The sequence below is a fragment of the Sinorhizobium fredii NGR234 genome, assembly GCF_000018545.1.
In the GTDB taxonomy this organism is placed as follows: Bacteria; Pseudomonadota; Alphaproteobacteria; order Rhizobiales; family Rhizobiaceae; genus Sinorhizobium; species Sinorhizobium fredii_A.
Genome location: NC_012587.1, coordinates 799622 through 824671, shown reverse-complemented (window position 1 = coordinate 824671; position 25050 = coordinate 799622). Strand labels below are relative to the sequence as shown.

Here is a 25050-nt window from a genome sequence, read left to right as displayed (position 1 = left end):
CTTGAATCGGCTACGATCAAAGGAATCATGCAGTGGCCATCGTCGCACGATCGATTCATTGCCGGCAGGATAAACGAGACATCATTCGATAGAGCCCGCCCTTGTTCCGCGTTCCCCTCCTTGTCGCCCTTGCACTCATCGTCGCCTTCGGCGGCGGCATTACGTCGGCCATATGGGCCCTGAAGGCGACCGTCGGCTTCGGATCGATCGCGATCGGCCCTTGGATTGCCTTCCCCGAGGCGCAAACCGTCGCCGCTGACCCCTATGCTAAGGCGCACCGCGCTCGGGTCGGGGAACTGCTGTATGGCGGCGCAGAAGGGTTGAAGTTCACGGCTGCCACCGACGATACCGGCGCGCGCCTTTCGGCCGCCTGCTCCTATGACATTTCCGGGATGACGCCACCCGCCCGCTTCTGGACGCTCTATACCGCAACCACCGACGGTGCCACGCTGCGACCGGGATCCGAAATACCGGCGGCAATCAACTCCTGGACCGTACTGCGCGCCAAGAACAGCAGCTTCGTCATTCACGCCTCGCCGATGGCACAGCGGGAGAACTGGCTCGCCATCCGCCACACGGGAAACTTCCAACTCGTCCTGACCCTGCTCGATACGCCGACGGCCGGCTCCTCCGGCCTGATCGACCTCGCAATGCCGAAGATCGTCAAGACGGGGTGCGGGAATGCGTAGAGCCCTGTTCACCTTCCTCGTCGGGCTCGTCGGCGCCGCCCTCCTGCACATCGTCATCGTCCTCGCCCTGCCGCAGTTCACCGGCCGCGACGCCTATACGCGTGTCCTCGGTCTGCTCGAGATGGACAGTTTCTTTCCGCTCGCGGCCGAGCCGGGTCCGACCGGACTGGACAATAGCGACCCCTTCCTGCGCACCGCCGTCTGCAGCTTCTCGGTCGCGGAAGGGCCGGCACGTTTCATCGCCCGTGGTGACGTGCCTTTCTGGTCGCTCTCGATCTTCGACAGCGGGTCGAACGAAGTCTTCAGCATGAACGACCAGACCGCCGTCAACGGCGATCTCGATCTGGTCGTTGCCACACCGATCCAATTGGTGGAGCTCCGCAAGTCGCCACCGGAGGCGCTCGCACAAGCGATCATGATCGAGATGAAGGATGAAGAGGGCTATGCCGTCCTGCGCGCCCTGGCGCCTCTCGACAGTTTCGAGGAGCAGGTCCGCGACTTCCTGACGGAATCGAGTTGCGCGCCGTTCCGGCGCCAATGATGGGAATGTGGGGGATTTGAAGAGACAATGAGCCGTGCAGCGCCGAGCGTCGGCAAACCCCGCGGGTTTGCGAGCCGGTTTACGCCGATTCCGCTACTGCTTCTTGACCTGCCGTCCTGTCGGAGCGTTCGGCTGCGGGCCACGCCCGTCGAGACGCTCGTAACGGATGCCTGTAAAGAACAACACTTTCGCGCTTCCCGCGGCAACGGGACGCCGCCGCGGCATCTTCACCTTGCGGTCCTGCAATCTGATTACGTCTGCCATGCTCGTCTCCATACTTGCATGAGACGGATGAACACAGATTTCACCCTGCCCGATTGCGGGCTGGCGCATTTCCGGAAATCCCGGACAGACGCGCCGTTCTCAACTACTCCTTCTTCCGGTTCCCCGGATCTCCAGTTTCGATGCACATCAGATGCGAACCAATAATAGCCCGCCCGCTTCGATTGAGCCATAGCCCGGTTAACCATATCTTAATCCAGACCACGAGGCCTTAACCAAGCGCAATTGCCATTTCTGGTGGTATTTTGAATGTGCGCCGATGGAGCCGTCAGCGTCTCGCAAACAGGCCGAACAGGAACGCAACGCCCGCGACGGTCAAGAGCGTCGAAATCGGGTCATCGCGAACACGCTCCCGAAGCCGTTCCGTCATCAGTTCCGCCTCCCCCTGTACGACCGCCTTGGCGCCACTGCCGATAGCCGAAACCGTCTCCGTCAGCCGCACGATCTCTGCCCTCAACTCCGCGACCTGGGCCTGCAATTCCATCTGGGTGTCTGCCGAGGTCTTTTCCGTATCCATATCGGCACCCACCGCCGCCAGCTTCTTTTCCGCCATGTCTCCGCTCCTTACCTTTCGCGCGAAATCAACGCGTCGAAAAAGGATTGGTTCCCGCGAAGCTCGGTCCACTGCATGTCTCCGTTAGATCGATCTCGATTCAAAGTGCTACAGCGACCTTTGCGCGCCTGGTAAAGGCGCGCGGCGCCGTGGGCGGACAAGAAAAGACGGGCGGCAAAACCGCCGCCCGCCATCCGGCAACAAAGTCGGATCAGCCGCCATCACGCCTGCGACGCTCCGGACCGCTCCTGCAGAAAGCGTCGTCCGTCAGTCGTTTTCACAGGCGAAATCGTTGAAAACGCACTTCGGAACCGTTCTGACTTCCCCATCCCGTCGCAGCTCACGGAGTTGGCGCGCCCGCTCTTCCTTGCGAGCCCCTTGATAGTTCTCGGCGGAACCGTCTTCCCGTCGTCCGTCGTCGCGGCGGTCCCGCCACTCCCGACGCTCGCGTTCACGCTCGCGCTGCCATTGCTGGCGTTCTCTTGCCTCTTGCCGTTCTCTCGTCCGCTCACTGTCTCTCGCCTGTTGGCGTTCCCATTGACGGCGATCCCGCTCGCGCTCCCATTCACCATCGTCCGTCGCCTGGCGGCGGCGCCAATCCCGGCGCTCCTCTTCGCGCTGCCACTGCCGGTCGCGTTCCTCGGCCCAATCGGGCCCGCGGCGCCAGCGATCGCGGTCACGATAGAAATCGCGTCCGCGATAGTTGCGGTCCCAATAGCGATCGAACTCGAAGACGACCGTCGGAATTCCAAGCGGCCGGTAGTATTCCGGTTCCACATACACCCGGTTGCTGCGATAGAGGGCCTGCACGTATTGCCCGGCCACCCAGCCGCGGCCGTCGTAGAAGGAAACATCGCACCAGGGCCGGTCGGCCAGGCATCCGTGGATTTCGACCGATTCTCCTGCCGGGATAATGGTGACGGCTGGGTAGCGGGTGCTCGGGCCCGAGCGCATGTTGACATTGGCGGTGGCAAAGCCCTCCGCGGCCTCGGCAGCGAACGGCATGAGCGAGAGCGCACAAACAGCCGCCGCCCGCAAGAATGCATTCCTCACAGATACTTCTCCCATAGGAAGGCCTTTGACCCTCTGCTTCGGCGGGCCAAATCGCCCTTCACCGTCGAAAGGAAGGAATAGGGCGGCATGTGGAGTTTTTAAGGCTGATCCCGCCGCGTTGGCCTGATCGCGGCCGCTGGCGATCATCCGTCACGCGGATGCCGCAAGCCTGAATAAAGCCTCAAGGTCCATAGTTAATGCTACGCTAACGATTTCGATCTATTTTTTGAGACGTGTGCCGTTCCGAGCCATCGGCAATGGCATCATGCTTTTGCATCTGGGATTTGTCGTGACGAACCGGTTTCGTGAGTTGGAAAGGCCGCAGACGGGCCGGCTGAAGGACGTCGTGCTGATGGCGACCGTCACCGGCTTCGAGAGCCTTCGTATCCCGCGCAAGTCCGACCTGAAGCAGTTCGCCGAGCTTTTCGAACCGCTTTTCCTCGGCTCCAGCAACGAGGCGCGTCGGCAGGCGGCGGCCGCCCTGTCGCAATGCGACCATGTGCCCGAATCGGCTGCTTTGCTGATCGGCAGCATGCCGATCTCGATCGCCGCCATCTTTCTGACCCGCTCGAAAGCGATCCCGGACCGGACGCTGCTGTCGATCCTCCGCCAGCAGGGCGCCGCCCACGCCAACGCGATCGCGCACCGGGAGGATCTTTCGCCGTCGGTCGTCGACGCGCTTGTCGAACACCATCAGTTCAACGCTGCGGGGCCGCGCCGCGATGTGCCTCAACCCGGCACGGACGCGCCGCCTCCAACGGCCGCTACCGACGACCACTCCGAACGTGTGGTCCGCGAAAACAAGCTGCGCGACGACATCAGGGCGCTGGCGCGCGCCGGCTCCAAGCCGCTCCAGGACGGGCCAAGCCTCCAGCCGATCGACGAGTTGCATCAGGCGCTGCTGGTGCGGTTCGCCCGCAATGGCGAAGCAGTGCTCTTCACGACGGCTCTTGCCGACGCGCTCGGAGCAAGCTCCGCACTTGCCGAAAGAATCCTGCTGGATGTTTCCGGCCAACAGCTCGCCGTTACACTATTGGCGCTCGACTTTCCCGAGCGGGATCTTGTCCCATTGCTTGTGGCACTCTACCCGGATCTGTCCGACCGGCTCGGCTCGGGCAATCGTGCCGAGGCGCTGGTCAGGAGCATCGAACCCAGGGCAAGCGTCGAACGTGTCGAATCCTGGCTGCGCGCCGATGCCCAAGGAACTGCTAGGCCGGTCCGGCACGAAACCCACCTCGCAGAGAATCGAGCATCCGATGCACGTCGGCAGGAGAGTCGTACCATCGCGGCGCCCCCTGCAAGCGCGACGCAACCCAAGCGGAAATTCGGGCGAAACTGACAGTCCGTCCGCCCAAGGAGCTCCAGGACTTGCACTCGACGGCTGGCGCACGAGCGCTACGCGTCAAAATGGGACGCGCTAAGGTCGCTGTAACACCGATTCCGACTAGAGCGGGATGCGCTCACATACGTTCGCGCCGCCGCTCTAAACCTTTGTTTTTGCCGCATTTGCGCGACGTCAGGTGATTCCACCTGACTGCAAAATGCTCTAAAGGAATCATGCAGTAGTGTCCGTAACGATCTCCAATAGATCGCTGCAATCGTCGAGTTCGATCTCGACAATCCAGCAATCCGGGTCGAAGCGGATTTCCGACGACAGAGCGCCATCGATATTTTCTGCCTCCGCGTCCCGCAGCCGGACTTCGAACTTGCGGATACTGTCCCCGTCCTCCTCAAAGAAGCTCTGCGGCGCCGGCGCGTAAAGCGTCTCGGTTCCGAGGCGGGTGCGGTGGCGAATGAAGAGCGCTCCGGCCTCTTCCGCCCCCTTGCGTAGCACTGCCGCGTAACCCCCGCTGGCAAAAACGCGGCGCAGGAGCGAGGCGACGAAGATATGGGTTTTCACGCGCATTTGAGGCAGATACACGCGCACTGGTCGATATGCAAATGACCGCGCGGGGGCGGTCGCTGCTTTTCGCGCGGCTCGGTCTTGGCTTAGAGCGGGATGAGGAAAAGTGTGTGCGGTTTTCCGCCCGTATCCCGCTCTAACCTATCAGAATCGATCACGTTCATGATTTTAGGTCGGTCTGACCTAAAATCATCGTGATCTAGAGCGCGCCGATTTCCTTCAGCTTCTCGAGAACCTTGCCGTTCGGTTCGCCGGTCTGCGGCAGCCGATAATGCTTCTCGAAGTGGCGGATCGCCGCTCGTGTCTGATCCCCGGCAACGCCGTCGACGACGATATCGGCGTAAGCGAGGTTGCTGAGCCCCTTCTGGATATTCATCACCAGTTCGCTCGAGATCGGGATCTCGGCGCGCGGAATGAACGTTGCGTCCGCTTCCGCCGTGCGGATCGCGGCGGCGACCGGATCGACTTCGGCGGTCGCCGATTTCGGGTCGGAATAGGGGCGATTGACCGGCGCCGCAACGGCTGTCTTGGAGCCCTCTGTTGCTCGGAGCACTTGAAGCAGATCGCGACTGGCGACCCCGGTCTCCCTGCGACCGGCTTGCTTCTCGAAGAGAAGAATGGCGGATGCGGTCTTCGGTCCGCTGCGGCCGTCCGGCGTGCCGCCGTAAAGGCCGAGCCGGGCAAGTTCCTTCTGAACGTCGGCGACAAGGACCGATGGCAGGGCAGCGCCCCCCTCCGATACGGTCTCCGTCGGACGCGGCGGCAGGTTCTCGGACGACTCCCCTTGCGCGGCGGGTGCTTCCTTGACCTGTTCCGACCTGGCCTCGCCTTCGCGCTCGATCACGAAGGTCGTCACTTTCCGCGGCTCGACGGCCTCGCCATTGGCGGCGGCCAAGCGCTCGGCAACCTCGGGGCCCACCAGCGGAACTCGGGTTCGCAAAAGCGGCGAAGGATGATTGCCATGCTGATACCACATGGCGTTTGCTGCCACGAAGCTGAACACGACGGCGAAGGCCGTCAACCCGCTGGCACCGACAGGATGGTGCGCGATCAGCCGGCCGGCAAGCACGGCGCAACGCCCGAGGCCCTGGCCCGCGAGCGCCAATCCGCGCAATGCGATGCCCTGCCGCGGTCGCCCGCCCCGTTTCCGCTCAGGCTGTTTTCGCTTGCGCGGCGTCATGTCGCCTTTCCTTGACTGTTCCTTCGAAGGCCTCTGTCTGCGGTCGCAAATCGCCGGCCCTTTCGTCGCGCCCTTTCAATCGCGGCGGAAACTCCACCGCCGCGCGCGTGCTCACCGGGCTCGGCTCGCAGATCCCGGCACCGTCCCGCGGTATGCTGACCACCACTACCGTCCCTTCGCCTTCCGAACTGCGGATAGAAATCCCGCCGCCATGCAATTCGACGAGCCCCTTGACCAGCGACAGGCCGAGACCGGTGCCTTCATAGCGGCGCGTATAGTCATTTTGAATCTGGACGAAAGGTTGGCCAAGCTTTTCCAGCTTATCCTCGGCAATACCGATGCCGGTATCGCTGACGGTCAAATTCAACATCGCGCCATCGACTTCCGCATCGACGGTGACAAGGCCACCCTTGTCCGTGAACTTCACGGCATTGCCGACGAGATTGATGAGGATCTGTTGGACGGCGCGCTGATCGGCGTTGATTTCACCCACCGACCGCGTCACGCGGCTGGTGAGCCTCACACCCTTTTCGCGCGCCTGATGCGACAGCATCGCCTCGCAGGCGGCGATCGCGTCAGCGACCCGGAATGGTTCCGGCACCAGTTCGTAGCGGCCGGCTTCGATCTTGCTCACATCGAGCATCGTATTGACGACGGAGAGCAAGTGCGTGCCCGAACGGTGAATCAAGGAAACATATTCGCGCTGCCGGTCATTCTCCAGCTTGCCGAAATATTCTCCGGTAAGAACATCCGAAAAGCCGAGAATGGCATTGAGCGGCGTGCGCAACTCATGACTGACGGCGGCCAGGAACCGCGTCTTGGCATCGTTGGCCGATTCCGCATGCGCCGCCTTGGCGGCGGCTTCCGCGCGCAGACGGGCCTCGGCCGAGACGTCGCGGGATTGGGCGACGATCGCCATCAGACGCCCCTCGGCATCGCGAAGCGGCGTCATCTCGCAGCGCATGTGCACGAATTGCGCGCTAGAGGCCGACGGGCGCTCGAGGCGAATGTCGACCGCCGAGCACGCGGCTCCCTGGCGCAACGCATCGATCGCCTTCAGGAAGCTGATGCGGTCGGATACGTAGATCTGTTCGACAAAGCCGCGTCCGCGAGGGTCGCGCATCGACTGCAGGTGATCGACGGCATCGCGACCGTGAACGGACAGCACCTGCCCACGCGGATCATGAACCGTGACAAGGCCGGCGAAAAGATCATAGGCCGCAGAAAGATCCGGCAGATCGCTTTCGCTCAACGGCTCCGTCTTGGCGGGCGCCGGCCCGATGCGGGACGCGGCAAGGCTGGCGGCCGCCGCCAGCAAAGAGGCCGACGCCCAGAGCGCCGTTCCCGCCGGCAGTGCCACGGACACCGGCAAGACCGCCGACAGGGCAAGCGGCACGATCGGCAGCGCCGTCAGGGAGACGGCGGCCAGCGTGCGCAGCCGTGTGAAATCATAGCGTTCCGCAGCAGGGTCATCCGGACGGCGCGGCAACCACGCTGCGGCGGCTTCATCCACGCGGGATGCCCATATGCCAGCCATGTTACGCAATACACTCACGCCTTGCCCTGCCACCTTTATTGTTTTTGCGAGGCTGACCCACGGTCCTTGCGTGTTTCGCAAACGATAGTCCGGACTGCCCTCGTGATGGTCCGAATCTCGCATTCCCGACTTAATGAAAGAATAAGCGCGGCCTCTGCGCGGGCTGGCGAAATGGCCGAAAATTCCCATTTCGAGGCAGTTCGGGCGAGCATCGTCTCTTGTGGTTAACGGGGCGTAAGCGGCGGATTTTGGTGGATTTTCTGCTTCCCGTTAACAATTTGGGCAGAACCGGCCGGCCGCGGTATCGAGCCGCGCGGGCCTGGCGGCGCATGGCTTGCCATGAACCTTAACGGCGATCGCTAAAATGCCGGACAAGCACCCGCCGGGCATGCCAGAATCGTCCAGTTCGATAAAATTTGAAGCGAATCCCGCCATTTCTGGAAAACCCGTCTTGTGATTCCCGTTCTACCGTCGCTCACAGGACGGGCCCAGAGCGCGGCGGCATTGCCAGCGGGCACGGGACAGCAAAAGCGTAGGCACGCCGAGGACATCAAATCCGGCTGAGAGACCGGGGGCGGCGGCCAGACAGAGGATGGGCAGGACATGTGGTTTCTCGTAAAGGCGACGTTCTGGTTTTCGCTGGTGCTCGTATTGCTGCCCTTCCTCGACCCCTCGAGCAACGCCAAGCTTGAGAACGGGCCGAAGGTGGAGATCGGCGATACCTTCTCGGCCGCCAACGAGGCCTTCCAGTATGTCAGCGCGATCTGCATCCAGAAGCCGGACGTCTGCGAGAAAGGTGCCGAGACCTTCGTCGCTCTCGGCCACCGTGCCCGTGAGGGTGCGCGTATCGCCTATGAGTTTCTGGACAGCCAATTCGCCGAAACCGGGACGCCCGACGCCAAGGTGATGACCGGCACCGTGGGGCCCGCCGAAGTCTCCTCGACCGCAGAGCCTGCCAATGAGGCCATGCCGGTATTCAAGCGTACGCCCGTTCCGGAAAAACGCCTCGCCCCCAAGGCTGCCCCGACCAAGTAAGACAGATTTGCCAGGAAAGCCTCTACTGCCAACTGTGCCGCCGCAAGGACGCTCGTCCCTCGCGGCGGTCTTTTCGTGTCGCGCCTAAGCGACTTGAAATCTGCTCGGACGCCACAGGGCTGTTCTCTTTGCGGCCCGCATCGCCTATATGAATGTACACACGCAATCCCGGGCCTCGGCGGCGCGGGACGGAAGCAGGCGCCGGCGAGCGACAGTCGACCGCAGGAGGCGCCATATTCGGATCAGCCATGGTTTCACTAGACCAGATCATCGACGACTTCGCCTTTCTCGACGAGTGGGAGGACCGCTACCGCTACGTCATCGAACTGGGCAAGAGCCTGCCGGAGATGCCGGAAGCCTCGAGGACCAGCGAGAACAAGGTTCAGGGCTGCGCCAGCCAGGTTTGGCTGGTGACCCGCGCCTCGGGCGACCCGGATGATCCGGTGCTGACCTTCGAAGGTGAATCGGACGCGCATATCGTCCGTGGCCTGGTGGCGATCGCGCTCGCGATCTTTTCGGGCAAGAGCGCGTCCGAGATCGCCAGGATCGATGCTCTCGACATCTTCGGCAGGATCGGCCTCATCGAGCATCTCTCGTCGCAACGCGCCAATGGCCTGCGTTCGATGATCCGGAGAATCAAGGGCGAGGCCGAGACACGTCTGCCGGCGTGACCTCGTCGCATGACTGATAGGCGCTGTAGAAGCGACAACCCGGCTGTCGATCGATCGCGGCGCAAAAAAGCCGGACTGAAACAGCCCGGCTTCCACCTTGACAACAATACTGTGCCGCCATTCGGGCGTGGGTTCACCGTGCCCGAAATTCGCCCGGCCGGCTGCCGGGCAGGTCCCCTTACTTGCCGCGACGCTTGCGACGCTGCCCAAGCCCCATTTCCTTGGCGAGGCGCGAGCGGGCTTCCGCGTAGGCCGGCGCCACCATCGGATAGTCCGCAGGCAGATCCCACTTCTCGCGATACTCTTCAGGCGAGAGATTGTGGTGGGTCATCAAATGGCGCTTCAGCGATTTGAACGTACCGCCGCATTCGAGGCAAGTGATCTGGTCGTCCTGCACCGACTTGCGAACGGAAACCGCCGGCTTCGGCTTTTCGACCGGCACGACTACCGGCGCGGGAGCCGTTGTATTGTTGAGCGCCGAATGAACGTCGGCAATCAGCGTCGGCAGCTCGGCAACCGGAACCACGTGGTTGCTCACGTAGGCGGCAACGATTTCCGCCGTCAGCTCAACCAGGAGTTCGTTGCTCGCACCGAGCGTATTCTCACTCATTTTTTTCTCCTATCGGAATCCAGCAACAAAAGCCTGAAACAGGGTTTCAGGGGGAGGATATGCCAAAATGCCGCCGAACAGCGCTTTCCGCCTTGAACCTGAGCGATCGCCATGCAACGGGAGCATTACTCCGCTGCAACATCAAGGCTCGATTCGCGACAGCGAAACCCGTCACCAAGATACCGCACCCTTCGGCACCTCAAAGCAACGGAGAAGAATCACAACTCAAGCTGGAATTCCGGTTCAAAGTATTGATTACGACGACACTTTGCGGTTACTGGCTTAACACTGATCTGCAAAATGTCAAAACATAATTTTTGTCAGAGAGCAGCATATCTATTTCAGTTCACTAAAATTCTCCGCTGTGGCGGAATTGTCCCGAAATACAGAATCAGAAATGCCGCCAATCAATGCCGTCTCGGCTCTTCCTTTTTTGGCAGCTGATCTATAACCGACAGCTTCGTCATCCTGTAACCCGCCTGATGTGCAGCCTTCGCCAGCAGATGGGCCGAAATCGGCGCCGTCAGCATCAGGAAAACGAAGCCGGCAAGTGCGCGGACGAAGATGGCGGGATCGAGCGAATGCAGCCCGGCGGCGACCAGCAGCAGGCCGGAGCCGACGGTACCCGCTTTGGAGGCCGCATGCATGCGCGTGTAAAGGTCCGGGAAGCGGAGAAGACCAAGCGCCGCCAGCAGCGAAAAGCACGCGCCAACCACCATGATGACGGCAACCAGAAACGTAACCCCTGCAACGACCAGCGTGCCCATCAGCGCCCTCCCCGGCGTTTGCGTCGGGCTGCCTCGGGCCGCTTCAAAGCCGGTTTTGGTTCGGCGGCCCGTTCTGCCGGCTGCTCCGGTGCAAGGCCGCGTGTCAGGATGAAGCGCGCGAAGGCGACGGTCGCCAGGAAGCCGACAAGACCAAGCGCGATGCCGATGTCGATATAGAGGTTGAAGCCGGTCTTGATGGCGATGACCGCAATGAAGCCGATCGCAATCGCGACCAGCATGTCGAGGCCCAGCACCCGATCCGGCAAGGTCGGGCCGCGGATAATCCGCACAACCGTCATCAGCAGGGCGAAAGACAGCAGCAGGAGCGCGAGGTTGATCGCTGCGGCCAGAACCGGTTCAGGCGTCATCGCTCGAAAGCCTCCCGGATGCGCCGCTCGAAGCCGCGCGCAATGTCCTGCCGCAAGGCGCCCGGATCGGCGCAGTCGAGCGCGTGCACATAGAGGGTTTTGCGATCCCCGGAAACGTCAACCGAAAGCGTGCCGGGCGTAAGCGTGATGAGGTTGGCGAGCAAGGTAATCTCGAAATCGCTCCTGAGGGTCAATGGATAGGCGAAGATACCGGGCTTCAGCCCCATGCGCGAACGCAAGACGAGAATGGCGACTTTGACTGCCGAAACGGCAAGCTCCTTGAAGAACAGTGCCGCAAGCAGCGCCAGCCGCAATGGCCGGAGCGGATAGGTCACCGGCTGCAGCTCGCGCCGGATCAGCCACAGGGACAAGGCGCCGACAGAGAAGCCGAGTAGGAGATTCGCCGGCGTGAAACTGGCGCTGATGGCACCCCAGACGAGGGTGAAAATCAGATTGACCTGCAGGAACTTCATCGCGGCCCTCCTTCCGGGAAGACCGAATTCACGTAGGCCGACGGCTCGGCCAGGCCTGCCGCGGCGTGCTGGATCATCGCCAGCAGCGGCTCCGGGTAGAGGCCGATCAACAAAGTCAGGGCGGTGAGCACCGTCAGAGGTCCCAACGTCGCGGGCGACAGCGACACCGCCTCGCCGGCCGCCTGCGCCCCGTCCCGCCAGAAAGCCAGCAGAAAAAATCGGCCGGTGACAATCGTTGTCAGCAAGCCGGCAAGAAGGAACACGGCGACGAGCCACCAGGCGCCGATATCAAGTGCTGCCTTGACGAGCATGACCTTCGGCCAAAAGCCTGAAAAGGGCGGCAGCCCCGAGACGGCGAAACATAACATCAGGGTGAGCGCGGCAAATCCGGCGTGGCGGCGGTAAAGGCCGGCAGGCGTGGCGATCAAGGCGCTCGCCCCGAGGCGCATGGCGATGCCGGAGGCAAAGTAAAGACCGGTGATCACGAGCATGGAATGCAGCGCATAGAAGATGGCACCCCCGATGCCGCCCGGTCCACCGACGGCGATACCGGCAAGCATCGCGCCGATGCCGGAAACAATGAGGTAGCCGAGAATGCGGCGGAAATCCGTCTGCGCCAGAGCGCCAAGCACGCCGACGATCATCGTCAGTGCCCCGGCAACGGCGAGGACGAAACTCAGTTCCTCCCTTTCTACCGGGAAAAGCATGACCATCACCCGCACCAAGGCATAGACGCCGACCTTCGTCAGCAGGCCGCCGAAGAGCGCGGACACGACGACGCGAGGGGTATGATAGGAGGCTGGCAGCCAGAAGTTCACGGGAAAGGCCGCCGCCTTCATGGCGAAGGCGAGCATGAAAAGACCTGCCAGCGTCACCAGGGGAGCACTGTCGCGCAGCATGTCGGCTTTCCTGGCGATTTCGGCCATGTTGAGCGTCCCGAACACGGCATAGAGATAGCCGGTCGCGACCAGGAATAGCGTCGTGCCGACCAGGTTGAGGAACCCGTATTTCACCGTGCCGTCGATCTGCTCGGGCTCCGAGCCAAGGACGAGAAGGCCAAACGACGAAATCAGCAGCACCTCGAACCAGACATACAGGTTGAAGATGTCCCCGGTCAGGAAGGCGCCCGACACGCCGGCCATCAGCAGCATCAGCAGCGGGTAGAAGCCGTAGCGGCGACCGCTGTCGTTGATATCGGTCAGCGAGAAGACGCCGGCGACGAACGCGACAAGCGCTGCGGTGATGGCGAACAGGACCCCGGTCAGATCGGCGGTGAATGCGATGCCGAACGGGGGCAGCCAGCGCCCCATCACCATGGTCAGCGGACCGTTCTCGACGACCGTCTTGAGCAGCAGCCCATCGATCAGCACGAGCCCGGCAAGGCCGATAATGGCAATCGTCGGATGAGAACCGATCGGGCGGCGCAGCATGACGAGGAGCGCGCCGATCGCAAGGCACCAGGCGACCGGCAGGATCACCAGCCAGGCGGCCGCGGTCGGCGGCGCATGCACCAGCGCAGCGGAAAGGTCGGCGGATGGGGAGATCGAGACAGCCATGATGCGGTCAATATCCAAGCGGCGGGACAGGCTCGTCCACCGGTTCGGCAACGCGCATCTCGTCCGTGTTGTCGGTCGCAAGATCGCTGTAGGCACGCCAGGAAAGAACGAGCAGGAAGGCGAAGAAGGAAAAGGAAATGACGATCGCCGTCAGGATCAGCGCCTGGGGAAGCGCGTTGGCGGCCGGGGCAGCCAGCGCATCGGCCCCTTCGGGCATGACCGGCGGCACGTCGCGCGTCAGCCGCCCCCCAGTGAAGATCAGCAGGTTCACCGCATTGCCGAGCACTGCAACGCCCAGGAGCACCCGAATGATGAACTTCGATAGCATCAGGTAAACGGCAACGCTGAAGAAGATGCCGACGAGCAAGGCAAACCAGGCCTCCATTACTCGCCTCCCCGTTCTTCGAGCGCCAGCGCGATCGAACTGATGGACCCCACCACAACCAGATATACGCCGAGATCGAAGAGGAAGACGGTGGAGAGCGGTATTTCGACGCCGAGAATGACCGGATAGATCCAAAGTCCGGTCATGAACGGGACCCCCACGAAGATCGAAATCAGGCCGGAAAAGGTGGCTGCAAGGAGCCCGGCCCCGGCGATTGCCATTGGATGGAAGAGGATGGCCCGCCGGACCGTCTCGACACCGTGGGCCATGCCATAGATCGCCACGGCAGAAACTGCGATCAGACCGCCGATGAAACCGCCCCCCGGCTCATTGTGGCCGCGCAGCAGCACGAACACGGAGAACAGCACCATCAGGCTCGTCAGGACCGGGGCGACCGTGCGAAAGATCACCGACTTCATGCCCGTTCCTCCATCGCACCTTCATCGGCGACATCCTCCCCGGCGGCGGCACGCTTGAGGGAACCGGCTCTCAGTCGCACCAGCGCCAGGATCGCCAGGCCGGTGATCATCACCACGGCGATTTCGCCGAGCGTATCCGTGGCGCGGAAATCGACAATGATGACGTTGACGACATTCGCCCCATGCGCGACCGACTTCGAGTAGAGGTTGAAGAAGTCCGTCAGCGTCCTGTCGAAGGGCACGGCCGTGACCCTCAGCAGAAACAGGCCGAAGCCGAGGCCGCAGCCAAGCGCTATCGCAGCGTCGCGGAGCTTCTCCGGGAGCGGTCGGTGGTCGGCGGGCGAGAGCCGCAGCCGGGTCATCACCAACGCCAGCACGACGACCGACAGGGTTTCGATCATGAATTGCGTGAAGGACAGGTCCGGCGCCCCATAAAGCAGGTAGATCACCGCGACGGCGAAGCCTTGGATGCCGAGCGAGACGATCGCGGTCAGGCGATCGGAGGCAGCCACAACGGCGAAGAGCCCCGCGACGGCGATCGCGATGACCGCAAGTTCATGCGCCGGAACGTCCGCAGAGAAAAAGGGCGCGCGCGGGAACTCGCCGTATTGCAACGGTATTACCAGGAGAATGGCGGCGACCAGCGCGAAGGTGGCGGTCATATAGACCTCGAATCGACCGCCTTGCAGCCGGCGGGTCACAGCGACCGCAAGTCGCACGAGGCCACGGATGAACTGGTCGAAGCCCTGGTCCGGGCCCCAGCCGATATCGATGAGGATTGCCGTCATGGCGGCGCGCAAGCGGGCAAGATGGACGTAGAAGACGACGCCGAGCACCACCGTCAGGGCAGAAAGGACGAGCGGCAGGCCAATATGCGGCACGAGCGATATGTCCACCGTCCTTGCCTCGCCGGCAATCGCCGAGGCCATGGGCGACGAGATCAACCGATGGGCGAAACCGGAGATCAGCGCGGCGCAAAGCCCGTCCAGAGCGAGCACGGCGGGGCCGATCCAGAGGAGCAAGGGCGCCTCATGAGCATGCTTCGGCGTGCTCACCCGCGGTCCCAGGAAGGGTTTCAGGGCGACGGAGAAGGCGACGGCGAACATCAGGGCGTTGCCGAGGACGGTCAGCGTCGCGAAGAGCGCGGAGCGAAGATTTGACGCGGAGAAGGCCGCATAGAGTTCCTCCTTCGCGAGAAATCCGAAAAAGGGCGGCAGACCGCCCATGGAGAGCGCAGCGGCAAGGGCGATGGTAAAGGTGAGCGGCATCGCCGAGCGCAAACCGCCGAGCTTCGAAACGTCACGCGAGCCTGTCTCGTGGTCGAGGATACCGGCCACCATGAACAGCGCGCCCTTGAACAGCGCATGTGCCACGAGATAGAGCGCCGCCGCTTCGACCGCGTGCGGCGAGCCGAGCCCAATCAACATCACCAGCAGACCGAGCGATGCGACAGTCGTGTAGGCCAGCATCAGTTTCAGATCGGTCTCGCGCACCGCCAGAGCCGCACCGATCACCAGCGTCGCGACGCCGAACAGCGGCAGCAGGAGCTGCCATTCCGGCGTTCCGCCGAGAACCGGGTTGAGGCGCATCAACAGATAGACACCCGCCTTCACCATCGTCGCCGAATGCAGATAGGCCGAAACCGGGGTCGGCGCCTCCATGGCATTCGGCAACCAGAAGTGAAACGGAAACTGCGCCGACTTGGTGAAGGCGCCGCCGAGGACCAGCAACAACGCCGCCAGATAGAAGGGGCTTTCCTTCAACTCGGAACCGAAAGAGAGAAGCAGCGAAAGCTGCGTGACGCCGCTGACATTCCAAAGGATCAGCAGCCCGGCGAGGAGCAGGAGACCGCCTCCCCCGGTCACGACCAGGGCCTGCAGCGCGGCGCGGCGCGCAGCCTCGCGGCCGTGGTCGAAGCCGATCAGCAGGAAGGAGGTGATCGACGTCAGTTCCCAGAAGACGAAGAGCATCAGGAAACTGTCGGAGACGACGAGCCCCTGCATCGACCCCATGAACATCAGGATGAACGAGAAGAACCGGCCCTGTTGCGGGTGACCCTTCAGATAGCCGCCCGAATAGAGAACGATGAGCGCCCCGATACCGGAAATCAGCAGTACGAAGGTGAGCGACAAACCGTCGATCAGCCAGGAAAAGCTCACATTGAAGGACGGTATCCACGCATAGCCGCCGGTCACGATTTCGCCGCTCGCGACGTCGTGAAGGAAGCGCAGGAAATGCAAGAAGATCGCCGCAGGAGCAAGGGCCAGAACCCAGGCGGCATTCCGGCCGAACAGGCGCGTCAGGGCCGGAGCAACAAGGGCCGCAGCGAAGGGAAGAACGAGCGCCAGAAATGTCATGGCCGTGACATCCATCGCCTTGGCATCTCCTTCCCGTTGATCGTTCGGTCAATTTGATATCGGACATAGAAGAAGGGCGGGTTCCCCTCAAGAGAAATCGGCGCAACCTTCAGTCATGCGCGCGGCAATACTGTGCAAAATCCAACAAGATGGCGCTACTGCCGGTTTGATAGAACATGCGACTGCCATTTCTCTGTTTGTCGGCGCGCTGTCTCGTTCCTATATAATCGCCGCAATCGAGAAGGAGCTTTGACTATGGACGAGGCCGAAGCGCGGAAAGTGCAGAAGACCGACGAGGAGTGGCGGACTCAGCTGACCCCGGAGCAATACCGGGTGACGCGCGAACACGGCACGGAACGCCCCTTTACCGGCCCGTTTCTCAACGAGAAGCGACACGGCACCTATAGCTGCGTCTGCTGCGGTCGGGCGCTCTTCCGCTCCGACACAAAATTCGATTCCGGCTGCGGCTGGCCGAGTTATTTCGCACCGATCGATGAACACGCCATTGCCGAATATGTCGATCGATCGCATTTCATGGTGCGGACAGAAATCCGCTGCGCCAACTGCGACGCCCATCTCGGCCATGTCTTCCCCGACGGCCCGCCACCGACGGGATTGCGCTTCTGTCTGAACGGCACGGCAATGACCTTCGCGGAAGATTGAGAAGACGCGCCTCTGTTCCGCGGGGAACAGATAAGCTGTTGCGGCGGGACTATCGAATTGGTGTTGATCTCGGAGCGCCCGAGAGGACCGATGCGGAATCTGACAGGCATTGCAAGGGGCCTTTACGCATCCGGCAAAACGCGCGACTCTCTGCTGCATGTTTCCTTAGATCGAGCCGATTTAAAGAAACATGCAGCAATCCGAGGTGCTGCAGCGGCCTTTGTGCGTCTGAAAAGACGCCCGGCGCTGCAAGGGAAAGCGGCAGGTAAGAAACCGAAGGATGCTCTGAGCATGCGCCGCGTCTTTTTTGCATTCGCTGTTCTCGTTGGGCCGGCCCTGCCTGCTACGGCGCAGGACGATTGGCACCCCTACTCCAATCCCCGTTTTGGCTACACGGTCGAGATTCCGCCGGGTTTCGAGATGCACCAGCAGGCCGACAATAACGACGGCGTGAGTTTCCATGCCGACGACAATGGCGCAACGCTGATGGTGTTCGGCACTCACCCGCCGGCCGGCGATTTCGAGACCGACGTCACCGACCGGATCGGCTACGAGAAAGACGACGACTGGAGGATTCTCTACTCGCGGGTGACGCCCGCCTGGGCGAGCTTCTCGGGCGCGCGCGGCCGGGAGGTGTTCTACACACGGGCGATCGCGCTCTGCGATGGCAGCGCCGCCTATTTCCGGCTGCAGTATCGCAAATCGAAGCTGACGAGTTTCGACGGTGTCATCTCGCGCATGGCGGCAGCACTGCGCCCCTCGGATGAATGCCGACCGCCTGAGTGAGGGGGCGGCTTGCCGATACCACCGATCAGGCCCCGGTTGCACCGCTGATGCAGCTTAGCACGGCGGAATAGTGCACGGCCGAGCCGGCAACGACGAAGCTGTGCCAGATGGCGTTCTGGAAGCGGAGCCGCTCCCAGACATGGAAGATGATACCGATCGAATAGATCATGCCGCCAATGACGACGAGAACCAAAGTCGTTGCGTTGAGAGCCGCAAACAGGGACTTGGCGGCAACAACGCCACCCCAGCCCATCGCCAGGTAGAGAAGGATCGCCAACCGGTCGAACCGCCCCGGCAGAAGACATTTGATCGATATGCCGAGAAGGGCGACCGCCCAGATGCCGATAAGCATCGAAAAGAGGAACGGGTCATCCCAACCGCGCTGGAGAAAGGGCGTATAGGTTGCGGCGATCAGCACGAAGATGGCGGAATGGTCCAGGCGACGCAGGAGCCACTTCGTTCGGCAAATGGGATAGAGGTTGTAGAGGAACGATACCGACAAGGTGAGGATCAGACCGGCCCCGTAGACCCAGGCCGCGACAAGCTGTCCCGAGGTGCTCCAGACCGTCGCATAGAATATCAGGGCTGTGACCCCGACGAGCGCGGCGCAAAGGCCGACGCCGTGGACAATCCCGTCGGCGATCAGTTCCGACCGGTCATAGCTCCATTTGACCTCGCTGAAGTCCACGCGGCCCCTCCCGATCCCGCATCGTTTTCCGATGTCGGCACGTGTCTCCGGATTGACCTGGTCGACCCAAATTCGCCCCCCGTGGCCCCTTCCGGCGGATCAGCTCATCGTGCCACAGAGTTCTTTGCCGGCAAAGCATCCGTTGGGGGCGAAAGGATCAAATTCTGCAACGCATTACAACAATTGAACAGCCCTGCCGAGATGGCACCATTTCGCGTGGAAATGATATGGTCGCAGCGACTGCGCGTTTCCTGAGATCGAAGCGATCCAAGGATAAAGCATGCTGCAATTCAGAGTGCTGCGGCGACCTTTGCGTCTGAAAGGACGCACGGCGCTGCAGGGGCGAGAGCCCGCGCGGACGGCGACGAAAGGCCGCCTTCACCTGCGCGAGGCGACTTCCGCGGCGCAGGTCTGGCAGAGCGGTGCGTGCGGCACGGCGTGCAATCTTTCCTGAGAAATCGGATCTCCGCAGCGCGCGCAGATTCCATAGGTTCCGGCCGCGATTCGGTCGAGAGCCGCATCGATGGCACGGATCTCGCCCTGGCCTGCCAGTCCGAGCCCTTCGAGCACTTCATCGTTTTCCCGCTCTGTGACGCGGTCGGGCACATCGGCATTCATCGGCTGGTCCAGATCTTCCTCGATCTTCACCAGACGGCCGTAAAGCTCGTCCTTGCGGTGCAGAAGCTTGTCGCGAAAATCATCAAGCGCATATTTGTCCATTGCGGGGGCTCCCTTGGTCACGGCACGGCAAAACCGCGCCGCATTCTTCTTGTTGGCTAGCGGTCGACGAGAACGGCGCAGGGGCAGTGGCTGACCACGCGGCTGGCGGTCGAACCGATGAAATAATCGATCAGGCCCGGACGGTGCGACGCAATGATCACGAGGTCCGCGTTCTCTTCGTTGGCGAGCGCGTTGATGGTGCCGGCCGCCCCGCCCGTGCGGATTTCAATCCGTCCGTTGATGCCGTGCTTGGTCTTCAGCGCCTCCAGCGTCTTGACCGCATGCCGGCGCGATTCCTCGATCATCTCGAGCGGGAAATCGACGATCATATAGCCCTGAGCGTAGGCGTTGAGATCCTCGACGACGTTGAGGAGGATGATTTCCCCTCCTTCGTCGATCAGCTTCTCGGCGATGCCGAGAACGGATTCGCCGTGTTCCAGCTGATCCATGGCGATCGGGACGATAATCTTCCTGTACATACGGATACGCTCCTTTGACTTTGTTCCGGTCGCCGGCTCGGACGCGAGGCGATCCTTCGCACCTAAGGGCGGACGTGGACGGCACGCCCTTCCACCTTTTCTCGCCCTCTAGGCCGAAGTTGAGCGGAGGCGGCGATCCCGACCATGATCGAAATCAAATCGGTCACCATTCCCGCGCTCGCACCATCCCTGATGAGGTAGCGCGACGGCCGCGACCGTCAACGTTCATCGAACACAACATCAAGTAATATAATAGCTTTCCCGAACTCCTTCATGTGCTCATATTGGGCTACCGTTGAGGGCGTCCCGGCGGGAAAATATCCGGGCGTCCTTCCGAAAGGCGTAGCGCAAGGAAAAGACGATGCAATCGGAGCCTGTGACCACCCTTCCTGCCGATCACGCGGTGGCGATGCCCGCCTTTGTCGAGCGGGCGCATCTCGTCGTTCAGGATCTGCCGATGGTTTCCGCCTGGTATCAAAGGATACTCGGCCTCGCTCCGCTCGAAACGAGCGCCAGCGGAGAGACGCTGGGTGTCGCCGGCAGGCCGCTGTTGACGCTGACGACGGACACGAACGCGGCACGGGCGCCACGCAACGCACCCGGCCTCTTCCACACGGCGTTCCTCGTGCCGGACCGCCGGGAACTGGGGCGCTGGCTCGCCCACGCCGCGAATAACGGTATTCGCCTCCAGGGGGCATCCGATCACCTCGTCAGCGAAGCGATCTATCTCGCCGACCCCGAGGGCAACGGTATCGAGGTCTACCGCGATCGACCACGCCGCGAATGGCGTTATGAGGCGGACGGCGCAATCGCTATGAACACCCTGCCGCTCGATCTGCAACCGCTCTTTGACGAAGCACCGAAAGAGGGCTGGAGCGGGCTTGCGGACGGCACCGTGATCGGCCACATCCATCTGCAGGTCTCCGACATTCCGCAGGCGGACGATTTCTTCCGCGACGTGCTGGGCCTCGACCTGATGGCGCGCTATCCGGGGGCGAGCTTCTTCGCTTCCGGCAAGTATCATCATCACGTCGCCGCCAATATCTGGAACTCGCGTGGCGCGCCGCAACGCCAGGCCACGATGACCGGCCTATCCGACTACACGATCCGCTTCCGGGAGGCCGACAGGCTCGCAACGGTGATCGGCAAGCTTGACGAACTCCTGATTCCCGTGCGTGAGGAAGGCGGCGTCCATCGCCTCACCGATCCATGGGGCATCGGCCTCAATCTCGCCGCGTCGACGGCGTGATCTCTGTCGCGACGGCCATCGCTATCCGCCGGCGCTTTCCGCTTGATCCCCGCCCGGGGCCTCTCTATCTCATGATCTCCCACCGACTACGGCGCCGCGCGTCCTATCAGACGCGCAAAGTCGCCGTAGCACTTTAAAGTGCTGCATGTTTTTATCCTTGAATCGGCTAGGATTTAAGGAAACATGCAGTAGATCCCGGAGAGACCCTTGACCGTTTTCAAGAACCTGCCCGCGGCGCCCGTCGCTCACAAGAAGCCGCTGACGGATACGCGCCACGGCATCAGCCGGACAGATGACTACGCGTGGCTGAGAGCCGGCAACTGGCAGGCGATGTTCAAGGATCCGTCGATTCTCGATCCGGAAATCCGCCGCCATCTCGAGGCGGAAAACGACTACATGAACGCCGCCATGGCGGACACCAAGGACCTGCAGAAGGCGCTGTTTGCCGAAATGCGCGGCCGTATCAAGGAGGACGATTCCTCCGTGCCGATGAAAGACGGCGCCTTTGCCTATGGCACATTCTACGTGAAGGGCGGCGAGCACCCGTGCTATTTCCGCATCCCGCGCGATGGAGCGCCGGGCGACGAGACGATCCGCCAGGTGCTGCTCGACGGCGACAAGGAAGCCGAGGGCAAGGCCTACTTCCGCATTGCCGGCCTCGATCATTCGAGCGGCCATGCGCGCGGCATCTGGGGCTATGACGACAAGGGATCGGAATATTTCACGCTGAAGGTGCGCGATCTTTCGACCGGCACGGACCTTGGCGATGTCGTCGAGAATACCGGCGGCGGCGGCGCCTGGGCGCCGGACGGCAAGAGCTTCTTCTACACCGTGCTTGACGAGAACCACCGGCCGTCGCGGATCTACCACCACATCGTCGGCACGCCGCAGTCCGAAGATCGGCTCGTCTATGAGGAGCCGGACCCCGGCTTCTTCATGTCGGTCGGCGGGTCGCTGCTCGACGACTTCATCTATATCGATATCCATGATCACGAGACCAGCGAATACCGGCTGCTCTCGACCGCGGACCTGACGGCCGAGCCGGAGCTCGTGGCCAAACGCCTCACCGGTCTCGAATATTCGATGAGCGAGGGCGGCGCGGTCTTCTACATCCTGACCAATGCCGACGGCGCCAAGGATTTCAAGATCATGGAGGCGCCGGTGGAAGCGCCGCAGAAGGAGAACTGGCGCGAGGTCGTGCCGCACCGGCCGGGCACGCTGATCCTCAGCCACATGGCCTATGCCCGCCACCTCATCTGGCTGCAGCGCCGCGAGGGGCTGCCGGAGATCGTCATCCGCGACCGGAAGACCGGTGAGGAACATGCGATTGCCTTTGCCGAGGAGGCCTATTCGCTTGGGCTTTCGGGGGCCGCCGAATACGACACCGACGTCATCCGCTTTTCCTATTCGTCGATGACGACGCCCTCGCAGCTCTTCGACTACAATATGGCGACGCGCGAGCGCACGCTCTTGAAGACCCAGGAAGTACCCTCCGGCCACGATCCGGACGATTACGTCACCCGCCGCGTCTTCGCTCCTGCGGCGGATGGCGCGACGGTTCCCGTGACGCTCCTCTATCGCAAGGACACGCCCCTCGACGGTTCGGCGCCCTGCCTCCTCTACGGATACGGCGCCTACGGCATCACCATTCCGGCCGGCTTCAATACCAATTGCCTGTCGCTCGTCGACCGCGGCTTCGTCTACGCCATCGCCCATATCCGCGGCGGCAAGGACAAGGGGTTTCAATGGTACGAAGACGGCAAGATGGCGAAGAAGACCAATACTTTCAGGGACTTCATCGCCGCGGCCGACTATCTGAATCAAGAGAAGTTCACATCCTACACGAACATCGTCGCCGAGGGCGGCTCGGCCGGCGGCATGCTGATGGGTGCGATCGCCAACATGGCGCCGGAAAAATTCAGGGGCATCATCGCCGCCGTCCCCTTCGTCGACGTGTTGAACACCATGCTCGACGATACGCTGCCGCTGACGCCGCCGGAGTGGCCGGAATGGGGCAATCCGATCGACAGCGCCGAATTCTACAGCATCATTGCCGGCTATTCGCCCTATGACAACGTGGATGCCAAGCCCTATCCGGCGATCCTGGCGCTCGGCGGCCTGACCGATCCGCGCGTCACCTATTGGGAACCGGCGAAATGGGTTGCCAGGCTGCGCGAGAAGACGACGGGCAGTGAGCCGATCCTGTTGAAGACCAACATGGACGCCGGACATGGCGGCGCCTCGGGGCGCTTCCAGCGCTTGGAGGAAATCGCGTTCGAATACGCCTTCGCCATCAAGGTCGCCGGCAAGACGTAGGGGGAGGAGCCGTGCCGGTCTATGTCGCGCTGCTGAGGGCCGTCAATGTCGGCGGCACCGGTATGCTTCCGATGGCGGAACTTAGGACCATTTGCGAAGACCTCGGCTTTGCCGGCGTGAAGACCTATATCCAGAGCGGCAACGTGCTGTTTTATTCCGACCTTGCCGAGCCTGAGGTTAAGCGCAAACTCGAAAAGGCGCTGGCTGAACGGATGGGCAAGGCGCCAGGTGTGTTGCTGCGCAGCCGCCGTGACCTCGAAGCGGTCGCGGCAAAGGCGCCGTTCGCGGGCGCCAAGCCGAATTTCCTGCTCGTCACCTTCCTGCCGGAGCCCCCTGCTGCGGACGCGCTCGACGAGCTCGTCGCACCGGATGGCGAAGAGGTGAAGATCGACGGGCGGGAGATTTACATCTATTATCCGAATGGATCGGGGCGGTCGAAGCTCAAGGTGCCGGCGCTGAAACGCGGGACGGCACGCAATCTCAACACCGTTCGCAAGCTTGCGGAACTCGCCGCGGCTCTGGAAGATGAAAGCGGCTGATTGGCCTCACGAATGGACGGCGGCTGGAACTGCGTCCAGCCTCTCCCGGGCGTCGCATGATCCCTCGGACCATGGCGCGCCGAAGCGAGCCATTCGCCTGTCGTCGGAATCTTGCGGCAAGTTCCGGATGTAACATCGGTATGTGGATTATTGGGGCATAGTGCGCCGCGAGCCGGCTAATTTAGCATCTGCTAAAACGGCGGAAACACTTCCGCCCCCGTGCCGTCCTCTAAGAACAGGAGGGAACGATGCAACACGAATTCGCCAAATACCGACACGACCTGCCGCTTCTACAGGGAGGCACATTCCTCAGCGATGGCGGCATGGAGACGGCGCTGATCTTTCAGGAAGGGGTCGAGCTGCCGCATTTCGCATCCTTCGTCCTCCTGTCCTCGATGGAGGGCCGCAGACAGCTCCTGCACTATTATACGAGCTATCTGGAAATCGCCCGATGCCGAGATACCGGTTTCGTTCTCGACACAGCCACATGGCGCGCCAATGCCGATTGGGGCGAAAAACTCGGTTACGACGCTGAAGACCTGGACCAGGTCAACCGCGATGCGGTCTATCTGCTGACAGAACTGCGCGCGCAGTACGAGCGGCCTCAGGTGCCGATCGTCTTCAACGGCGTCATCGGCCCGCGCGGCGACGGCTACAAGGCCGGCATGATGAACGCGGCAGAAGCGGAGGACTACCACGCCGCCCAGGTTGCCGCCTTTGCCGACAGCGAAGCGGACATGGTCTCCGCAGTCACCATGACGAATGTCGACGAGGCGATCGGCGTGGCACGAGCCGCGAGGACGCACGGCATGCCCTGCGCCATCTCGTTCACCGTCGAGACCGACGGACGGCTGGTGACGGGCCGTTCCCTCCAGGAAGCCGTGGAAACGGTGGACGCGGAGACCGAAGCCTATCCGCATTACTACATGGTCAATTGCGCCCATCCGAGCCATTTCGAGAGCAGCCTCGATCAGGACCAGGCCTGGGTGCGGCGGATCGGCGGCATCCGCGCCAACGCATCGACGAAAAGCCATGCCGAACTCGACGAAAGCGAGACGCTGGACATTGGCGACATAAACGATCTCGCGCGGCGCTATCGCTCGCTCACCGGCCGCTTGCCGCATCTGCGCGTCCTTGGCGGCTGCTGCGGCACCGACCACCGCCATATCGCGGCGATCTGCGAGGCCTGCCTGCCGCCGGTTGCGCTGAGCGCCTGATCGCCCTCGACTTC

The 25050-nt window shown here is 62.3% G+C and carries 28 protein-coding genes; 11 read left to right on the top strand and 17 right to left on the bottom strand.

Going from position 1 to position 25050, the window contains the following annotated elements:
• Window positions 1-101 precede the first annotated feature (101 nt).
• Together NGR_RS15160 and NGR_RS15155 are read left to right on the top strand one after the other, a co-directional pair.
• The gene (locus NGR_RS15160; protein WP_012707347.1) at window positions 102-689 is read left to right on the top strand and encodes a DUF1214 domain-containing protein; all 588 of its coding nucleotides are present in this window, start codon (window positions 102-104) and stop codon (window positions 687-689) included.
• Window positions 682-1230, top strand: coding sequence for a DUF1254 domain-containing protein (locus NGR_RS15155; RefSeq protein WP_012707346.1), 549 nt, complete (start codon window positions 682-684; stop codon window positions 1228-1230). The genes NGR_RS15160 and NGR_RS15155 overlap by 8 nt, the downstream gene beginning before the upstream one ends.
• A gap of 93 nt (window positions 1231-1323) precedes the next feature.
• On the opposite strand, the gene NGR_RS32335 is transcribed toward NGR_RS15155, so the two are convergent.
• The 3 genes from NGR_RS32335 to NGR_RS15145 form a co-directional block, all read right to left on the bottom strand.
• A complete protein-coding gene (locus tag NGR_RS32335; RefSeq protein ID WP_014327714.1) occupies window positions 1324-1494 on the bottom strand; it encodes a hypothetical protein in 171 nt (56 codons plus the stop codon).
• Between the two features lie 286 nt (window positions 1495-1780).
• The gene (locus NGR_RS15150) at window positions 1781-2065 is read right to left on the bottom strand and encodes a hypothetical protein (protein ID WP_012707344.1); all 285 of its coding nucleotides are present in this window, start codon (window positions 2063-2065) and stop codon (window positions 1781-1783) included.
• Window positions 2066-2332: 267 nt separating this feature from the next.
• Window positions 2333-3118: an SH3 domain-containing protein gene (locus NGR_RS15145; protein ID WP_012707343.1), complete on the bottom strand. Its 786-nt coding sequence runs from the start codon at window positions 3116-3118 to the stop codon at window positions 2333-2335.
• Window positions 3119-3383: 265 nt separating this feature from the next.
• Here NGR_RS15145 and NGR_RS15140 point away from each other — a divergent pair, with 265 nt between their 5' ends.
• Complete coding sequence (locus NGR_RS15140; protein WP_164924227.1) at window positions 3384-4457, top strand: DUF2336 domain-containing protein; 1074 nt, start codon at window positions 3384-3386, stop codon at window positions 4455-4457.
• Window positions 4458-4673: 216 nt separating this feature from the next.
• Here NGR_RS15140 and NGR_RS15135 read toward each other — a convergent pair whose 3' ends face one another.
• The 3 genes from NGR_RS15135 to NGR_RS15125 all read right to left on the bottom strand — a co-directional run bounded on the left by NGR_RS15135 (window position 4674) and on the right by NGR_RS15125 (window position 7738).
• Window positions 4674-5024, bottom strand: coding sequence for a DUF1491 family protein (locus NGR_RS15135; RefSeq protein WP_012707341.1), 351 nt, complete (start codon window positions 5022-5024; stop codon window positions 4674-4676).
• 196 nt (window positions 5025-5220) lie between these two features.
• Window positions 5221-6201, bottom strand: a complete 981-nt coding sequence (locus NGR_RS15130; RefSeq protein WP_012707340.1) for a peptidoglycan-binding domain-containing protein — start codon at window positions 6199-6201, stop codon at window positions 5221-5223.
• Complete coding sequence (locus tag NGR_RS15125; protein ID WP_164924596.1) at window positions 6173-7738, bottom strand: sensor histidine kinase; 1566 nt, start codon at window positions 7736-7738, stop codon at window positions 6173-6175. The genes NGR_RS15130 and NGR_RS15125 overlap by 29 nt, the downstream gene beginning before the upstream one ends.
• A 603-nt stretch (window positions 7739-8341) precedes the next feature.
• Between NGR_RS15125 and NGR_RS15120 the strand changes: the two genes are divergently transcribed.
• Window positions 8342-8773 (top strand): DUF5330 domain-containing protein, encoded by a 432-nt coding sequence (locus tag NGR_RS15120; protein ID WP_012707338.1) that lies wholly within the window; start codon window positions 8342-8344, stop codon window positions 8771-8773.
• A gap of 248 nt (window positions 8774-9021) precedes the next feature.
• The gene (locus tag NGR_RS15115; protein WP_164924226.1) at window positions 9022-9444 is read left to right on the top strand and encodes a SufE family protein; all 423 of its coding nucleotides are present in this window, start codon (window positions 9022-9024) and stop codon (window positions 9442-9444) included.
• A gap of 178 nt (window positions 9445-9622) precedes the next feature.
• On the opposite strand, the gene mucR is transcribed toward NGR_RS15115, so the two are convergent.
• The 8 genes from mucR to NGR_RS15075 form a co-directional block, all read right to left on the bottom strand.
• Complete coding sequence (mucR, locus tag NGR_RS15110) at window positions 9623-10054, bottom strand: exopolysaccharide biosynthesis transcriptional regulator MucR (RefSeq protein WP_012707336.1); 432 nt, start codon at window positions 10052-10054, stop codon at window positions 9623-9625.
• Window positions 10055-10461: 407 nt separating this feature from the next.
• The gene (mnhG, locus tag NGR_RS15105) at window positions 10462-10821 is read right to left on the bottom strand and encodes a monovalent cation/H(+) antiporter subunit G (protein ID WP_012707334.1); all 360 of its coding nucleotides are present in this window, start codon (window positions 10819-10821) and stop codon (window positions 10462-10464) included.
• Complete coding sequence (locus NGR_RS15100; protein ID WP_012707333.1) at window positions 10821-11189, bottom strand: cation:proton antiporter; 369 nt, start codon at window positions 11187-11189, stop codon at window positions 10821-10823. The genes mnhG and NGR_RS15100 overlap by 1 nt, the downstream gene beginning before the upstream one ends.
• Window positions 11186-11662, bottom strand: coding sequence for a Na+/H+ antiporter subunit E (locus tag NGR_RS15095; protein WP_012707332.1), 477 nt, complete (start codon window positions 11660-11662; stop codon window positions 11186-11188). Before NGR_RS15095 ends, NGR_RS15100 begins: the two co-directional genes overlap by 4 nt.
• Window positions 11659-13218, bottom strand: a complete 1560-nt coding sequence (locus NGR_RS15090; RefSeq protein WP_012707331.1) for a Na+/H+ antiporter subunit D — start codon at window positions 13216-13218, stop codon at window positions 11659-11661. Before NGR_RS15090 ends, NGR_RS15095 begins: the two co-directional genes overlap by 4 nt.
• A gap of 7 nt (window positions 13219-13225) precedes the next feature.
• Window positions 13226-13603 (bottom strand): Na+/H+ antiporter subunit C, encoded by a 378-nt coding sequence (locus NGR_RS15085; RefSeq protein WP_012707330.1) that lies wholly within the window; start codon window positions 13601-13603, stop codon window positions 13226-13228.
• Window positions 13603-14022 (bottom strand): Na(+)/H(+) antiporter subunit B, encoded by a 420-nt coding sequence (locus NGR_RS15080; RefSeq protein WP_012707329.1) that lies wholly within the window; start codon window positions 14020-14022, stop codon window positions 13603-13605. Before NGR_RS15080 ends, NGR_RS15085 begins: the two co-directional genes overlap by 1 nt.
• Window positions 14019-16394, bottom strand: a complete 2376-nt coding sequence (locus NGR_RS15075) for a putative monovalent cation/H+ antiporter subunit A (protein ID WP_012707328.1) — start codon at window positions 16392-16394, stop codon at window positions 14019-14021. Before NGR_RS15075 ends, NGR_RS15080 begins: the two co-directional genes overlap by 4 nt.
• A gap of 240 nt (window positions 16395-16634) precedes the next feature.
• Here NGR_RS15075 and msrB point away from each other — a divergent pair, with 240 nt between their 5' ends.
• Both msrB and NGR_RS15065 read left to right on the top strand, forming a co-directional pair.
• Window positions 16635-17042, top strand: a complete 408-nt coding sequence (gene msrB / locus NGR_RS15070; RefSeq protein ID WP_012707327.1) for a peptide-methionine (R)-S-oxide reductase MsrB — start codon at window positions 16635-16637, stop codon at window positions 17040-17042.
• Between the two features lie 291 nt (window positions 17043-17333).
• On the top strand, window positions 17334-17828 hold the full coding sequence (locus tag NGR_RS15065) for a hypothetical protein (protein ID WP_164924225.1): 495 nt from the start codon (window positions 17334-17336) through the stop codon (window positions 17826-17828).
• Between the two features lie 25 nt (window positions 17829-17853).
• On the opposite strand, the gene trhA is transcribed toward NGR_RS15065, so the two are convergent.
• The 3 genes from trhA to NGR_RS15050 all read right to left on the bottom strand — a co-directional run bounded on the left by trhA (window position 17854) and on the right by NGR_RS15050 (window position 19715).
• A complete protein-coding gene (trhA, locus tag NGR_RS15060; RefSeq protein WP_012707325.1) occupies window positions 17854-18516 on the bottom strand; it encodes a PAQR family membrane homeostasis protein TrhA in 663 nt (220 codons plus the stop codon).
• Between the two features lie 378 nt (window positions 18517-18894).
• Window positions 18895-19236 (bottom strand): TraR/DksA family transcriptional regulator, encoded by a 342-nt coding sequence (locus NGR_RS15055; RefSeq protein WP_012707324.1) that lies wholly within the window; start codon window positions 19234-19236, stop codon window positions 18895-18897.
• Between the two features lie 56 nt (window positions 19237-19292).
• Window positions 19293-19715, bottom strand: coding sequence for a universal stress protein (locus NGR_RS15050; RefSeq protein ID WP_012707323.1), 423 nt, complete (start codon window positions 19713-19715; stop codon window positions 19293-19295).
• Window positions 19716-20076: 361 nt separating this feature from the next.
• On the opposite strand from NGR_RS15050, the gene NGR_RS15045 reads away from it, so the two are divergent.
• From NGR_RS15045 to NGR_RS15030, 4 genes are all read left to right on the top strand, one after another.
• Window positions 20077-20964 (top strand): VOC family protein, encoded by an 888-nt coding sequence (locus NGR_RS15045; protein ID WP_012707321.1) that lies wholly within the window; start codon window positions 20077-20079, stop codon window positions 20962-20964.
• A gap of 207 nt (window positions 20965-21171) precedes the next feature.
• Window positions 21172-23280, top strand: coding sequence for a S9 family peptidase (locus NGR_RS15040; protein ID WP_012707320.1), 2109 nt, complete (start codon window positions 21172-21174; stop codon window positions 23278-23280).
• Between the two features lie 11 nt (window positions 23281-23291).
• Window positions 23292-23819 (top strand): DUF1697 domain-containing protein, encoded by a 528-nt coding sequence (locus NGR_RS15035; RefSeq protein ID WP_012707319.1) that lies wholly within the window; start codon window positions 23292-23294, stop codon window positions 23817-23819.
• 248 nt (window positions 23820-24067) lie between these two features.
• Window positions 24068-25036, top strand: coding sequence for a homocysteine S-methyltransferase family protein (locus NGR_RS15030; protein ID WP_012707318.1), 969 nt, complete (start codon window positions 24068-24070; stop codon window positions 25034-25036).
• The last annotated feature ends 14 nt before the right edge of the window (window positions 25037-25050 follow it).